Annotated in this window: 13 protein-coding genes and 2 pseudogenes; 11 read left to right on the top strand and 4 right to left on the bottom strand. The window is 42.6% G+C overall.

Features of this window, described 5'->3' with window-relative positions:
* Positions 1–6: 6 nt before the first annotated feature.
* The 3 genes from AN391_RS14330 to AN391_RS14320 are packed head-to-tail and all read right to left on the bottom strand — an operon-like array spanning position 7 to position 3,285.
* A complete protein-coding gene (locus AN391_RS14330) occupies positions 7–1,614 on the bottom strand; it encodes a carboxyl transferase domain-containing protein (RefSeq protein WP_055016031.1) in 1,608 nt (535 codons plus the stop codon).
* Positions 1,615–1,624: 10 nt separating this feature from the next.
* Positions 1,625–2,800, bottom strand: a complete 1,176-nt coding sequence (locus AN391_RS14325) for an isovaleryl-CoA dehydrogenase (protein WP_055016030.1) — start codon at positions 2,798–2,800, stop codon at positions 1,625–1,627.
* A gap of 50 nt (positions 2,801–2,850) precedes the next feature.
* Positions 2,851–3,285, bottom strand: coding sequence for a MerR family DNA-binding transcriptional regulator (locus tag AN391_RS14320; RefSeq protein WP_055016029.1), 435 nt, complete (start codon positions 3,283–3,285; stop codon positions 2,851–2,853).
* Between the two features lie 330 nt (positions 3,286–3,615).
* Between AN391_RS14320 and AN391_RS14315 the strand changes: the two genes are divergently transcribed.
* The 7 genes from AN391_RS14315 (at position 3,616) to AN391_RS14285 (ending at position 11,328) form a co-directional block, all read left to right on the top strand.
* Positions 3,616–4,797, top strand: coding sequence for an acetyl-CoA C-acyltransferase (locus AN391_RS14315; RefSeq protein ID WP_055016028.1), 1,182 nt, complete (start codon positions 3,616–3,618; stop codon positions 4,795–4,797).
* A gap of 104 nt (positions 4,798–4,901) precedes the next feature.
* A complete protein-coding gene (locus AN391_RS14310; protein WP_055016027.1) occupies positions 4,902–6,392 on the top strand; it encodes a CoA-acylating methylmalonate-semialdehyde dehydrogenase in 1,491 nt (496 codons plus the stop codon).
* 141 nt (positions 6,393–6,533) lie between these two features.
* Positions 6,534–7,691, top strand: a complete 1,158-nt coding sequence (locus AN391_RS14305) for an acyl-CoA dehydrogenase family protein (RefSeq protein WP_055016026.1) — start codon at positions 6,534–6,536, stop codon at positions 7,689–7,691.
* A gap of 10 nt (positions 7,692–7,701) precedes the next feature.
* A complete protein-coding gene (locus tag AN391_RS14300) occupies positions 7,702–8,487 on the top strand; it encodes an enoyl-CoA hydratase (RefSeq protein WP_055016025.1) in 786 nt (261 codons plus the stop codon).
* Entirely contained in the window at positions 8,487–9,638 is a 1,152-nt protein-coding gene (locus tag AN391_RS14295) for an enoyl-CoA hydratase/isomerase family protein (RefSeq protein WP_055016024.1), read from the top strand. The genes AN391_RS14300 and AN391_RS14295 overlap by 1 nt, the downstream gene beginning before the upstream one ends.
* Before the next feature lie 10 nt (positions 9,639–9,648).
* The gene (gene mmsB, locus AN391_RS14290) at positions 9,649–10,548 is read left to right on the top strand and encodes a 3-hydroxyisobutyrate dehydrogenase (protein ID WP_055016023.1); all 900 of its coding nucleotides are present in this window, start codon (positions 9,649–9,651) and stop codon (positions 10,546–10,548) included.
* A 9-nt stretch (positions 10,549–10,557) separates the two neighbouring features.
* On the top strand, positions 10,558–11,328 hold the full coding sequence (locus AN391_RS14285; protein ID WP_055016022.1) for an SDR family oxidoreductase: 771 nt from the start codon (positions 10,558–10,560) through the stop codon (positions 11,326–11,328).
* A gap of 252 nt (positions 11,329–11,580) precedes the next feature.
* On the opposite strand, the pseudogene AN391_RS14280 reads toward AN391_RS14285, so the two are convergent.
* A pseudogene (locus tag AN391_RS14280) lies at positions 11,581–12,549 on the bottom strand (integron integrase).
* 241 nt (positions 12,550–12,790) lie between these two features.
* Between AN391_RS14280 and AN391_RS14275 the strand changes: the two are divergent.
* The 4 genes and pseudogenes from AN391_RS14275 to AN391_RS20420 form a co-directional block, all read left to right on the top strand.
* A complete protein-coding gene (locus AN391_RS14275; protein ID WP_055016021.1) occupies positions 12,791–13,057 on the top strand; it encodes a hypothetical protein in 267 nt (88 codons plus the stop codon).
* Positions 13,058–13,251: 194 nt separating this feature from the next.
* Positions 13,252–13,563, top strand: coding sequence for a tautomerase family protein (locus AN391_RS14270; protein ID WP_235576490.1), 312 nt, complete (start codon positions 13,252–13,254; stop codon positions 13,561–13,563).
* Positions 13,564–13,677: 114 nt separating this feature from the next.
* On the top strand, positions 13,678–13,965 hold the full coding sequence (locus AN391_RS14265; RefSeq protein WP_055016019.1) for a hypothetical protein: 288 nt from the start codon (positions 13,678–13,680) through the stop codon (positions 13,963–13,965).
* Between the two features lie 275 nt (positions 13,966–14,240).
* Positions 14,241–14,309 (top strand): annotated as a pseudogene (locus AN391_RS20420) (Mobile element protein); the annotation flags it as partial.

The following is a 14,309-nucleotide window of genomic DNA, read 5'->3' as shown; positions in this document are numbered from 1 at the left end:
CTCCGGTTACATTCTAAATACGCCAAACTTAGAGTCTTGCTGTGGTGCATTTTTAGCTGCACTTAAAGCAAGGCCTAATACATTACGGGTATCTGCAGGGTCAATAATGCCGTCGTCCCACAAGCGCGCGCTTGCATAATACGGGTGGCCTTGCTCTTCGTATTGGTCAATAATTGGCTTTTTAAAATCGTTAACTTCTTGCTCGCTCATGCTATGACCTTTGCGCGCTAAGCCGTCTTGCTTTACTTGTGCCATTACACCGGCGGCTTGCTCGCCACCCATTACAGAAATACGGGCATTAGGCCACATCCACATCATGGTAGGTTCAAATGCACGGCCACACATACCGTAGTTACCTGCGCCGTAAGAGCCACCAATTAATACTGTAAATTTAGGTACATCGGCGCACGATACTGCCATCACCATTTTAGCGCCGTGTTTTGCTATGCCTTCGGATTCGTATTTTTTACCTACCATAAAGCCGGTAATATTTTGTAAAAACACTAAAGGAATATTGCGCTGTGCACATAGTTGAATAAAATGCGCGCCTTTTTGCGCCGACTCACTAAATAAAATGCCGTTATTAGCCACTATGCCTACAGGGTTACCATAAATACTGGCAAAGCCCGTTACTAGTGTTTCACCAAAGTAGCGTTTAAATTCATCAAACGATGAATCATCAACCGTACGGGCAATAACTTCACGCACATCAAATGGTTTTTTAAGATCGGTACCTACAATGCCGTAAAGCTCGTTTATATCGTACCTTGGTGGTTTAACATCCTCTAAAAGAGGGGCTGTAGGGCGCGTATAATTAATACGCTCAATACATTGGCGAGCGATAGAAAGCGCGTGCTCGTCATTTTCTGCATAGTGATCGGCCACCCCTGATGTTTTACAGTGCACATCTGCGCCGCCTAATTCTTCGGCGCTGACAACTTCACCTGTGGCAGCTTTTACAAGCGGCGGGCCGGCTAAAAATATTGTGCCTTGCTCTTTTACAATTATGCTTTCATCAGCCATAGCGGGTACGTAGGCACCACCAGCAGTACATAAACCCATTACCACAGCAATTTGAGGAATGCCTTTACCCGACATTCTGGCTTGGTTGTAAAAAATTCGGCCAAAATGTAATTTATCGGGAAATACATCGTCTTGCTCAGGCAGGTTAGCACCGCCAGAGTCTACCAAGTAAATACAGGGTAAGTGGCAGCGCTCGGCTATATCTTGTGCGCGTAAGTGTTTTTTAACAGTTAGCGGAAAATACGTACCGCCTTTTACTGTGGCATCGTTTGCAATGATCATGCATTCAATCCCTTTAACACGGCCAATACCGGCAACTACACCTGCACAGGCAATTTCTTGCTCGTACACACCATAGGCTGCAAATTGCGAGATTTCTAAAAACGGTGAGCCTTCATCTAATAAAGTGCTGATGCGGTCGCGTACAAATAATTTACCTCGGCCTTCGTGGCGCTCTTTGAGTGCAGCTCCACCGCCTAAACTAATTGTTGCAACTTTACTGTGTAAATCGTCAACTAAAGCCGCCATGTTTTTATGATTTTGTACAAAAATAGGATCGTGAGGATTAACGCTCGATTTTAATATCGTCATAATTTAATCCTTAGCGGCTTTCAGTGAATAGTTCGCGACCAATAAGCATACGGCGTATTTCTGATGTACCTGCGCCAATTTCGTATAACTTGGCATCACGGAGTAAGCGACCGGTAGCGTATTCATTTATGTAGCCGTTACCACCTAATATTTGAATGGCATCAAGTGCCATTTTAGTGGCAAGTTCAGCAGCGTATAAAATAGCGCCGGCGGCATCTTTACGGGTGGTTTCGCCGCGGTCGCAGGCTTTTGCAACGGTATAAACGTATGAGCGTGCTGCGTTCATTTGCGTATACATGTCAGCTACTTTGCCTTGAATTAACTGAAATTGGCCAATAGGGGTGTCAAACTGCTTACGCTCATGAATATAAGGTACAACTATATCCATACAGGCTTGCATAATACCAAGCGGACCTGCAGCAAGTACTACACGTTCGTAATCAAGGCCGCTCATAAGTACCTTAACGCCTTCGTTTAGGTTACCTAAAATGTTTTCTTCGGGTACTTCGCAGTTTTCAAACACCAGTTCACAGGTGTTTGAGCCACGCATACCTAGCTTGTCGAGCTTTTGCGCAGTAGAAAAACCAGCAAACCCTTTTTCTACAATAAATGCGGTGATGCCTTTAGCGCCGGCTTCTAAATCTGTTTTTGCGTAAATAACAAACGTGTGTGCGTCGGGGCCGTTGGTGATCCACATTTTATTGCCATTTAAAATGTACTTATCGCCTTTTTTCTCGGCTTTTAGTTTCATCGACACCACGTCAGAGCCTGCATTAGGTTCACTCATGGCAAGGGCACCAATGTGTTCGCCGCTGATCAGTTTAGGTAGGTATTTTTCTTTTTGTGCTTGGTTACCGTTACGGTTAATTTGGTTTACACACAAGTTAGAATGTGCACCATAGCTTAAGCCAATTGAAGCACTCGCACGGCTAATTTCTTCCATGGCGATTACATGCTCTAAATACCCTAAGCCAGCTCCGCCAAATTCTTCAGGAACGGTCATGCCCAGTACACCCATTTCGCCCATTTGTGGCCAAAGCTGATTAGGAAACGCGTTTTCCATATCGGTTTGTTCTGCAAGCGGTGCTATTTCTTGGCTCGCAAAGCTATTGACGTGATCGCGGATCATATCGGCGGTTTCGCCTAGGCCAAAGTTCATCTCTTTATAAAGTGAAATAGTGCTCATGATTCATTCCTGTTTGTGTGTTATCAGTGTGTTTTTATTTTTAAAATAGGCTACTCGTCTATTTTATTAAGCGTGTCTCTACAGCGACGCTCCGCTGTAACTAATTCCATAAGCACAACTTTTATGTCGTCCATTTGCTGAGAAAGGTCAGCTTTTTTTTCTGCAATTAAATCGAGCATAGTAACCAGCTGTTTAGCGCTTGATTTGTCAGCGTCGTACAGTTCAAACAAACGGCCTGTTTCGGCCAGCGTAAAACCTAGGCGTTTGCCACGTAAAATAAGTTTTAAGCGAACTTTGTCGCGTTTTGAATAAATACGGGTTTGGCCATTGCGCTCGGGGGTAATTAAACCTTGGTCTTCGTAAAAACGAATCGAGCGGGTAGTAATGTCAAACTCTTTAGCTAAATCACTAATGCTAAAAGTTTGATCGTTACTGCTTGGTGCTTTAGCAGAGCTTGCAAAGTTTGTTTGATTATCTGGTTTCATAGTTGTGTTTACCTCATTCGAATAACTCCAATATAAGTGAAGTTTACGTAAAGGTAAAGCTCGATATGTTATGAAACAGTTTATAATGGAGTGATAGGGTGAAATGTTAAATTAAGTTATTAGTATTCAATCGGTTATTTTTTTTCTTGTAACTTATCTTCGCTATTGGAAAATAAACCTTACACTTTTAAAACTAAAAAATAAGCTGTTTTTAGTTGACGTTAGCGTAAACGTTAGTATTGTGTATGGGTATTAAATAATAAATGAATACCAAATTAATAGAGCAAATATTCTAACAACTATTTGCATAAAAATACAACGGAGTTAATTATGACTTTAGAATCAGTGGTAATTGTAGCTGCAAAGCGTACGCCAATGGGTGGCTTTATGGGCGCATTAACCGATGCACAATCTACCGAGCTTGGCGCTACTGCCATTGCAAGTGCCCTTGCACAAACTGGTTTAGCTAATGATGCAATAGATGAAGTAATTATGGGCTGTGTATTGCCAGCGGGCCTTGGCCAAGCGCCAGCTCGCCAAGCCATGTTAAAAGCAGGCCTTGCTCTGGGCACGGGTGCTACAACCATAAATAAAGTGTGTGGCTCTGGTTTAAAAGCCGCCATGCTTGCAAACGATTTAATAAAAGCAGGCTCTATAAACTGCGCTATTGCAGGCGGTATGGAAAGCATGAGTAACGCACCGTATTTTATCCCTAAAGCGCGTGGCGGCATGCGTATGGGTCACGGTGAAATTAAAGATCACATGATGAGCGACGGCCTAGAAGATGCCTACGATAACAAAGCAATGGGCTGTTTTGCACAAGATACCGCCGATGAATATGGCATTGGCCGTGAGCAAATGGATGCTTTTGCACTGGGCTCGTTAAGTAAGGCTAATACTGCAATTGAAAATGGAAGCTTTGAGAACGAAATTGCCCCGCACACCATAAAAACCCGTAAGGGCGATGTTACTGTTTCTGTTGACGAGCAGCCGGGTAATGCACGCCCTGAAAAAATACCAAGCCTTCGTGCGGCCTTTAAAAAAGACGGCACCATTACTGCGGCTAATTCATCGTCAATTTCTGATGGTGGCGCAGCGCTTATATTAATGAGCGAATCAAAAGCAAAAGCGCAAGGCTTAACACCGCTTTGTAAAATTGTAGCGCACAGTACGCACTCTCAAAAACCAAGCGAATTTACACTAGCACCTGTAGGCGCTATGAACAACGTGCTTGAAAAAGCAGGTTGGACTACTGCTGATGTTGACCTTTGGGAAATTAACGAAGCCTTTGCCATGGTAACTATGCTTGCTATTAACGAGTTAAAGCTTGATGAGAGCAAAGTAAACGTAAATGGTGGCGCGTGTGCACTTGGACACCCAATTGGTGCCAGCGGTGCGCGAATTTTAGTCACGCTTATTCACGCACTTAAAAACCGTGGCCTTAAAAAAGGAATTGCGTCTTTATGTATTGGTGGCGGCGAAGCCGTAGCCATGGCTGTAGAGGCTTACTAACAAAGTAGTTAATTAAATAACAGCAACTAAAATGCACCGTACTCATACTAATAACAAAACGGTGCCATTTTTTTAAAAGAACACACTAACAACAGGATTTATCCATGCACCAAGTTCCACTACTTATAAATGGCGAATTTGTTCAATCGGCTTCAAACGAGCTTATTGATGTAATTAACCCAGCAAACCAAGAAGTGCTTGCACAAGTTCCATGCACTACCGACTCAGAAATGGATGCAGCCATTGCCTCGGCCTCAGAAACGTTTAAAACGTGGAAAGACGTGCCCATTACCGAGCGTGCCCGCATTATGATGAAATACGCAGCGCTATTAAAAGAGCACCACGATGAGCTGGCAACCATTATTTGCCACGAACTAGGTAAAACGTTTGAAGATGCAAAAGGCGATGTATGGCGCGGTATTGAAGTAGTAGAACAAGCAGCTAACGCACCGTCATTAATGATGGGCGAAACAATGGAAAACGTTGCCCGTAAAATAGATACCTATTCTTACATGCAGCCCCTAGGCGTATGTGCAGGCATTACGCCATTTAACTTTCCGGCGATGATCCCACTTTGGATGTTTCCGCTAGCTATTGTGTGTGGTAACACCTTTATTTTAAAACCCTCTGAGCAAGACCCGCTCACTCCCATGCGTTTAGCTGAACTATTTATAGAAGCCGGCGCACCAAAAGGCGTATTACAAATTGTTCACGGTACAAAACCACAAGTAGACCGCCTACTAGAAGATAAAGCCGTACGTGCAATTTCGTTTGTGGGTTCGTGTGGCGTAGGTGCGTATATTTATTCTAAAGGCACGCAAAACCTTAAGCGCGTACAAGCGTGTGTGGGTGCTAAAAACCACATGGTTATTATGCCAGATGCGAGCAAATCGCACGTAGTTAATAACCTGGTTGGTGCATCGGTTGGTGCCGCAGGCCAGCGCTGCATGGGTATTTCGGTTGCTGTGTTTGTAGGCCAAGCAAGTGAGTGGGTAGATGAAATAAAAGCAGGCTTTGAAAACGTACGCCCAGGCGTATGGGATGACAAAGACGCTGCCTACGGCCCACAAACATCAAAAGCTGCAAAAGCGCGTATTTTATCGCTTATTGCAAGCGGTAAAGAGCAAGGCGCTACTTGTTTAATTGACGGGTCAAACTTCACAGTAGAGGGCTTTGAGCAAGGTAACTGGGTTGGCCCAACCTTATTTACCGATGTAACAAAAGAAATGGATTTATACAAAGAAGAAATCTTTGGTCCTGTGCTTGCCTGTATGTTTGTAGATACGCTAGAAGAGGCAATTGCCCTTATTAACGAAAGCCCATACGGAAACGGTACATCACTATTTACCTCAAGTGGTGCTGCGGCGCGTAAATTTCAACACGAAATTGAAGTAGGCCAAGTGGGTATTAATGTGCCTATCCCGGTTCCGCTGCCGTTTTTCTCGTTTACAGGTTGGAAAGGCTCGTTTTATGGCGATACGCACACTTATGGTAAGCAAGGTATACGTTTTTACACAGAAACTAAAACCATTACCTCACGTTGGTTTGAAGACGACATCGCTTCGGGTCCAAACATGAGCATTAATTTAAAATAAACACACTCAAAAATAATAATAAAGAAGAGCGCAAAGGCTAAACTCGCTGACAAGCAACTAGAACACACACATAAGCCTTTGCCGCTCTTCACACCTATCCCAATAGGGCACACTAACAACACACAATTAAAGAGGTCTAACATGGACTTTAACTTATCAGAAGATCAACACGCCTTTGCAGAAACTGCACGCCAATTTGCCGAATCAGAACTTGCCCCACATGCAGCAAAGTGGGATCGCGAGCATATTTTTCCTAAAGAGACGATTAAAGCCGCAGGCGAGCTTGGTTTTTGCGGATTATACACGCCAGAGGAAGCCGGCGGCCTTGGTTTATCACGTTTAGATTCAAGCATTATATTTGAGCAGCTTGCTATGGGCTGTACTGCAACAACGGCCATGTTAACTATTCATAATATGGCGACCTGGATGGTGGCAAGTTTTGGTACCGACGCAGTTAAAGACACATACGTAGAAAAACTAGTAATGGGCGAGCTACTTGCTTCTTATTGTTTAACAGAGCCTGGCTCGGGCTCAGATGCGGCATCACTAAAAACAAAAGCCGTACTTGAGGGTGATGAGTACGTTATTAACGGCTCAAAAATGTTTATATCGGGCGCGGGCGAAACCGAAGTATTAGTGGTCATGGCGCGCACCGGTGGCGAAGGCGCTGCGGGTATTTCGGCATTTGTAGTACCGGCCGATGCACAAGGTGTTGAGTACGGCAAAGCAGAAGAAAAAATGGGTTGGAACGCACAACCAACACGCTTAATTAGTTTTGAAAATGTGCGTATACCGGCACATAACTTATTAGGTAAAGAAGGCGAAGGCTTTAAATTTGCAATGCAAGGTTTAGATGGCGGGCGCATTAATATTGCAACGTGCTCAATTGGTACTGCACAAGCTGCACTTAATACAGCAAAAGAGTACTTACAAGAGCGCACTCAATTTGGTAAGCCACTGGCTGCGTTTCAGGCTTTGCAGTTTAAGATTGCAGATATGAATACCGAGCTTGTCGCTGCACGGCAAATGGTTAGGCTTGCGGCATTTAAACTTGATACCGGCGATAGTGAAAAAACCACCTACTGCGCCATGGCTAAACGTTTTGCGACGGATGTTGGCTTTACCGTGTGTAACGAGGCACTGCAAGTACATGGTGGTTATGGTTACATAAAAGAATACCCGCTTGAGCGCCATGTACGTGATGTGCGCGTTCATCAAATTTTAGAGGGCACAAACGAAATTATGCGCGTAATTATAGCGCGCCGTATTTTAGCTGAATCTGCAAGCGACGTTTTATAAGGAGCAAGTTATGTCACAATCAAAGCCGTGTATTGAATTAACAACCCAAGGGCATGTTGCAATTTTAACTATGTCTAACCCGCCAGCTAATACCTGGACAAAAGACACCTTAATAGATTTAAAAAACAAAGTTAACGAGCTTAATAACAACAAAAATATCTATGCTTTAGTGCTAACTGGCGAAGGCGAAAAGTTTTTTAGCGCCGGTGCCGATTTAAACGTATTTGCTAGTGGCGATAAAGGCGCTGCTGCTGATATGTCGCGTGTGTTTGGTGAAGCCTTTGAAGCATTGACTAATTTTACAGGGGTATCGGTTGCAGCAATAAATGGTTATGCCATGGGCGGCGGGCTAGAAGTGGCGCTTGCATGTGATATACGCATAGCAGAAGAGCAAGCACAAATGGCATTGCCAGAGGCAAAAGTGGGCTTATTACCATGCGCAGGCGGGACACAAAATTTAGCATGGCTTGTAGGTGAAGGCTGGGCAAAACGCATGATTTTATGTGGCGAGCGCCTAAAAGCCGATAAAGCCCTACAAATTGGCTTAGTAGAAGAAGTTGTACCCCAAGGCGAAAGCTTTGCAGCGGCGTTAAAACTTGCCAACCAGGTAAGCGAACAAAGCCCAAGCTCAGTTTCTGCGTGTAAAACACTTATACAAAAAGGCCGCCATCAATCTATGGCCAGTGTATTGCCACTTGAGCGTGAATTGTTTGTTGGTTTGTTTGATACACAAGATCAACAAGAAGGTGTAAATGCCTTTTTAGAAAAACGCCGCGCTAATTGGGTAAATGGCTAATGAGTAATTTAACGTTATTAAATAATGCCGACGACCCCGTGCTATTTGAAACGGCAATCGCAGAAAACGGCAGCTTAATTGGGCTTATTACACTCAACGTACCTAAAGCATTAAACGCCCTCAATTTTGACATGATCAAATTACTCGAGCCGCAGCTGCGCGCTTGGCAAGACGATGATGCAATTGCAATGGTTATTTTAAAAGGCGCAGGCGATAAAGCCTTTTGCGCCGGTGGCGATGTAGTAAGCCTGCATCATGCAATGGCGCAAGGTAAGCCAACAAGCCTAGTTGAAGAGTTTTTTACCCTTGAGTACAAACTTGATTACCTTATTCATACCTTTGATAAACCAATTCTAGTGTGGGGTAACGGCATAGTAATGGGTGGCGGTTTAGGCCTAATGGCAGGTGCTAGTCACCGCGTAGTAACCGAAACATCGCGCATTGCCATGCCAGAGCAAACCATAGGCTTATACCCAGATGTAGGCGGCAGTTACTTTTTACATAAAATGCCACAAGGTGTGGGGCTATTTTTAGGGCTAACGTCGGCTTCTATTAATTGTGAAGATGCACGCTTTGTATCGCTTGCCGATCACTTTATCGACAGCACAAAGTACGATGCCATGCTAGCGCAAATTTTAGCTGCTAAGTGGGGCAAAACTCCAAGTTTAAATCATGAGCGTTTAACAAAGTTATTAACCGATTTAGATAACCAATCTGCGCGAATGCCCAAAGGTAATATTAAAGCTAACTTAGCAACCATTCAAAAATTAGCTGAATTTAATACGCTACAAGAACAAGTTGATTATATTTTAGGCCTAACTATTGACGACAAATGGCTGCAACGCGCCCAAAAGTCACTCAAGCATGGCTGCCCACTAAGTTGTGCACTGGTTAGTGAGCAATTAAAAGCCAGTAAAGGCCAAAGCTTATTAACGTGTTTTAAAATGGAGCTGTGTATGTCGATACGCGCTGGCGAAGTAGGTGAATTTCAAGAAGGCGTAAGAGCACTATTAATAGATAAAGACGGCGCACCTAATTGGCAATACAAAACACTGAGTGATGTACCACAAACAATAATAGATAGCTTCTTTGCTAACCGTTTTAGCGAAAATCACCCACTCAATGGCTTACACACGCCATCACACACATAAAGGAAAGACGATGACTAAACTCAATATTGGTTTTATCGGCTTAGGTAATATGGGCGGCCCTATGGCGGCTAACTTAATTAAAGCCGGTCACACTGTTACGGCATTCGATTTAAACCAGTCGGTCTTAAATGAACTTGCAAACAAAGGTGCACACGCAGCTGATAATGCAAAAGCATGTGCAAGCAATGCCGATATACTCATTAGTATGTTACCCGCAGGCAAACATGTTAAATCGCTTTATTTAGGCAATAACGACGATAGCGGCTTAATTAATGTGCTGGGTAAAAACACCTTAGTGATAGATTGCTCAACAATAGATGCAGAGTCGGCCCGTGTGGTTGGCAGCGCACTTGGCGAGCAGGGTATTAGCTTTGTAGATGCACCGGTATCGGGCGGCGTTGCAGGCGCAGCGGCTGGCACGCTTACGTTTATTGTAGGGGGGAGTAAAGCCGCGTTTAATACCGCACAACCTGTGCTTAATGATATGGGTAAAAACATATTCCATGCAGGTGATATTGGCGCAGGGCAAGTTGCAAAAATATGTAACAACATGCTACTTAGCATTTTAATGGCAGGCACCAGCGAAGCACTACAAATGGGTATAAATAACGGCCTCGATCCTAAAGTACTTAGCGACATAATGACCGCAAGTTCTGGCCGTAACTGGACGCTTGAACTTTACAACCCGTGCCCAGGTGTAATGGATACAGCCCCTGCAAGTAACGATTACAAACCAGGCTTTATGGTCGATTTAATGGCTAAAGATTTAGGCCTTGCCATGGAAGCCGCGCAGCAAAGTAATTCATCAACCCCAATGGGGTCAATGGCTAAAAATTTATACACTATGCTTCAGCACCAAGGTGCAGGCAGTGATGATTTTAGTGCCATTTTTAAACTGTTTTCTAAGTAGGAGCAAGGCGTGGAAATTAAAAATAACACGGTAGTAATAACTGGTAGCGCACAAGGCTTAGGTTTTGCAATGGCGCAAAAATTTGCCCTTATGGGTGCTAACATTGCACTTATAGATATGGCGCAAGAGTTATTAAACAAAGCATGCGAGCAACTAAAACAGCTTGACGGTGTATCTGGCACTATTAAAGGCTACGCTGCAAACGTAACCGCAGAGAGCGAAGTAGAAAATGTATTTAATACCATTAATGGCGATTTTGGCCACATTGGTGTGCTTATAAATAACGCCGGTATTTTACGCGACGGCATGTTTATAAAAGCTAAAGACGGCAAAGTGGTAAAAAAAATGTCCCTTGAGCAATTTCAATCGGTGATTGATGTAAACCTTACTGGCGTATTTTTAGCAGGGCGAGAAGCTGCAAGCCACATGATTGAATCAGGCAAAGGCGGTGTAATTGTGAATATGTCAAGCGTAGCGCGCGCAGGTAACATAGGCCAAACAAACTACGCAGCATCAAAAGCTGGCGTAGTAGCACTTACCACCACATGGGCTAAAGAGCTTGGCCGTTTTGGTATACGCGTAGGGGCTATTGCACCAGGCGTAATAAGCACCGCGATGACAGACGCCATGAAACCCGAAGCCAAACAGCGTATGCTTGCAGTAACACCCGTAGGGCGTTTGGGCGAAAGCAACGAAATTTCCCATACTGCACAATACATAATCGAAAACGACTTTTTTACCGGTCGCGTGGTTGAAATAGACGGCGGTATTCGTTTGTAAAGTAAGTTTTTTACGCTTGAATTTAAAAAGCATGGCGCTTTTGGCTGTGCTTTTTTGTTTTGAATAGGGGAGGTTTATAATCTTGAAAAAGGGCTAACAACCCCGTTAGCACCTTGTTGTAGTACATGGGTAGGATACCCGCTGAATTAAAACGTTGACCATTTTAGCGCTCTAAATAACTCATTAACTGCGTTAAAAACTTCTCATGTAGAAAAACTATATAACTAACTTTTTGCCTTGTTACTGAGCTATTTATAATCTTGAAAAAGGGCTAACAACCCCGTTAGCACCTTGTTGTAAAACATGCGTATAAATCTGTGTAGTACGTACATCACTGTGACCTAACTGTGTTTGTACTGTGCGGATATCAGCGCCGCTTTGCAGCAAATGCGTAGCGAAAGAGTGGCGCAAAGTATGTGGGGTAACGTGTTTATTAATTTCAGCTTTTGTTGAAGACAGTTTAACTGCCTTTCTTACCCCTGAACGATCTAAGTGATGACGTCTTATTTCTCCTGTTTCAGGGTCTGTACTTAATTTATGTGATGGGAACAGAAACTGCCATTGTAATGACTTATTAGCGCTTGGGTATTTTTTACTAAGTCGATGAGGCATCCATACACCGGCGTACGCATCATTTTTTTAATCTAACTGTAAATATTCATCAACCTGAATTATTTGATTTCTTAGCATTGGTATTAATTCTTCAGCAAGTGTCACAATACGATTTTTATTACCCTTGCCGCTCCAAATGCGTATGTTTTTATAGTCGAATTCAATATCATGAACTCTTATTTTTACTGCTTGCATCAGCCGTAAACCACTTCCATATAGCAGGGGTGCTGTCAAATAATGTCGCTTATTTATATTTCTAAAAAATAGCGATACCTCAGTTTGTGTAAGTACGACAGGAAGTTTCTGTTGACGGTTACTTTTGATGAAATTTAAATCTAATGAAAGCTCATTCTTGATAATATGTTTATATAAAAAAGCAAGTGCATTTAAAGCAGTTGCTTGTGTTCTCGCTGCCACTTTTTTAGTAACTGTTAAGTGATTTAAAAATACTTCTACTTCATTATTGCCCATACTGGTAGGGTGTCGCTTATTATGAAAATGGATATAGGCAGTAATCCAAAAGACATAAGTTTCAATAGATTTTTTAGCATAATGATGGCTATACATATAGTCGATAATACTATTAAGGAAAGGGGACTTAGTTTTCATTTCAAACCCTATTTACCTGTATTTATATACAGTATTAGTGTTTTCCCTCCTAAGTCAAGAAATGAGGACGTTTTCCTCTTTTCTTCATTTTAAAAAAAGAACAGCCTGACTTAAAGTTTAAAGCTGGCAATGTGTTACAGGATTTGTTATTAATATTAAAAGTAATTAAGAGGACATATATTACTCATAAAAAGAGGAAAGTGTCCTCTGATAAAGTTGTTAGGTATACAAGGAAAATTCGTTGCCAATTTATGTCAAAGTAGATGGTTCAGGTGAAAAATTAGCTCACCTTGCAGAAGGTGATTGGGAATTACCTTCTCAAATAGAAGCTCTAGAATCCTGGCTGCTCAAAAATCCGCTCAATCTAGTACCAGCAAAGTACATAGCAGATCTTGGTTTTACTATAAGAGAGAATGCATGTGGCGGCGGGGCAATATTGTCACCAGAGGCAATGTCTATAATGGGTCGCCTAGGTATCAAGCTGTACTTATCAGAGTACGGTGAGTAATGTATACCTAACAAACCAAGTCAGCGGGACAATTACATGCAGGCTCCCGTCACTTCGTTCCTTATTTTAGCCTGCATGTACTTGCCCCTGCTTGGGGCGTTATACACAAGGAAACATCAGTGGTTGTAATATACGGAATAAACCAACACCTCAATCCCATCAAAGCTGCACTTTCAGATGTCATACATCATTGCATGCAATCAGTTCTTGGTATGCCCGAAGACAAACGTGCACATAGATTTGTACCTCTAGAAAAAGAAGACTTTTATTATCCTGGAGGCAGAAGCGATGCTTATACGGTAATCGAAATCAATTTGATGAAAGGTCGCAAGCCGGATACGCAAAAGCAACTTATTAAAACGCTTTTCAAAGAAATAGAGTCCGCCATTGGTATTGAGCCAATCGACGTAGAAATCACCATCAAAGAGCAAGAAAAATATCAGTGGGGTTTTAGAGGAGTTACAGGCGACGAGGCGGTCGATTTAAAGTACAAAGTAAATGTATAACAAAAAAATTAAGCCGCCTGCTGCGCAGGCTGGGACGCATACACGTGGGGCGGCTTCGCCATTATGCCCCACATGCCTGCGCCCCTTATTTAAAAGTTATGTTTAAAGGATAGTATGGACGTCGAATTAAAGAAAAAAGTCGATATCGTTGTTGGTTTAAGTCGACTTGCAGGGGGAGTTCTAATACTCATCGGAAGTATATTAGTTTTCTTTTTTGTTCAAGCAGCATTAGATCCAAATGCGGTAATTGAAATAAATGGTGTACCAACTAAAGATGAGAGTTCTAAAATATTTGCAGCCATATTTAGCGGACTACTCCCTCTTATTGGTATATTTTTATCTTTCGTACCTAGTAAACACCTTGATAAGTGGGTTGCTCAAATAATTATTAGGTTATCTTAAATTTAAACATAACAAGAAAATGAAGTGGGACTAATTACAGCTGGCTGCCTCACTTCGTTCGTTATTTTAGCCAGCAATAATTAGCCCCTTATTTGGGCGTTAGAAGCCAAATTAACATGACACCCATCTTAAATTTTGCTCTTTTCGAAAATTAACATGACACCCATCTTAAATTTTGCTCTTTTCGAAAATTAACATGACACCCATCTTAAATTTTGCTCTTTTCAAAATTGAAGGCTAAGTTTAAATCAGTGTAAAAACGAGCTGGGTGTCTTATGGCAATTGCAAGAAAGCGACAAGTAAGTTTGGTTGATACAAAATACTACCATTGTATTTCACGGTGT

The sequence above is a fragment of the Pseudoalteromonas sp. P1-13-1a genome, from assembly GCF_001401875.1.
Taxonomy (GTDB): Bacteria; Pseudomonadota; Gammaproteobacteria; order Enterobacterales; family Alteromonadaceae; genus Pseudoalteromonas.
Note: the sequence above shows the minus strand (reverse complement) of the source record. Positions and strands in the feature narration are given on the sequence as shown.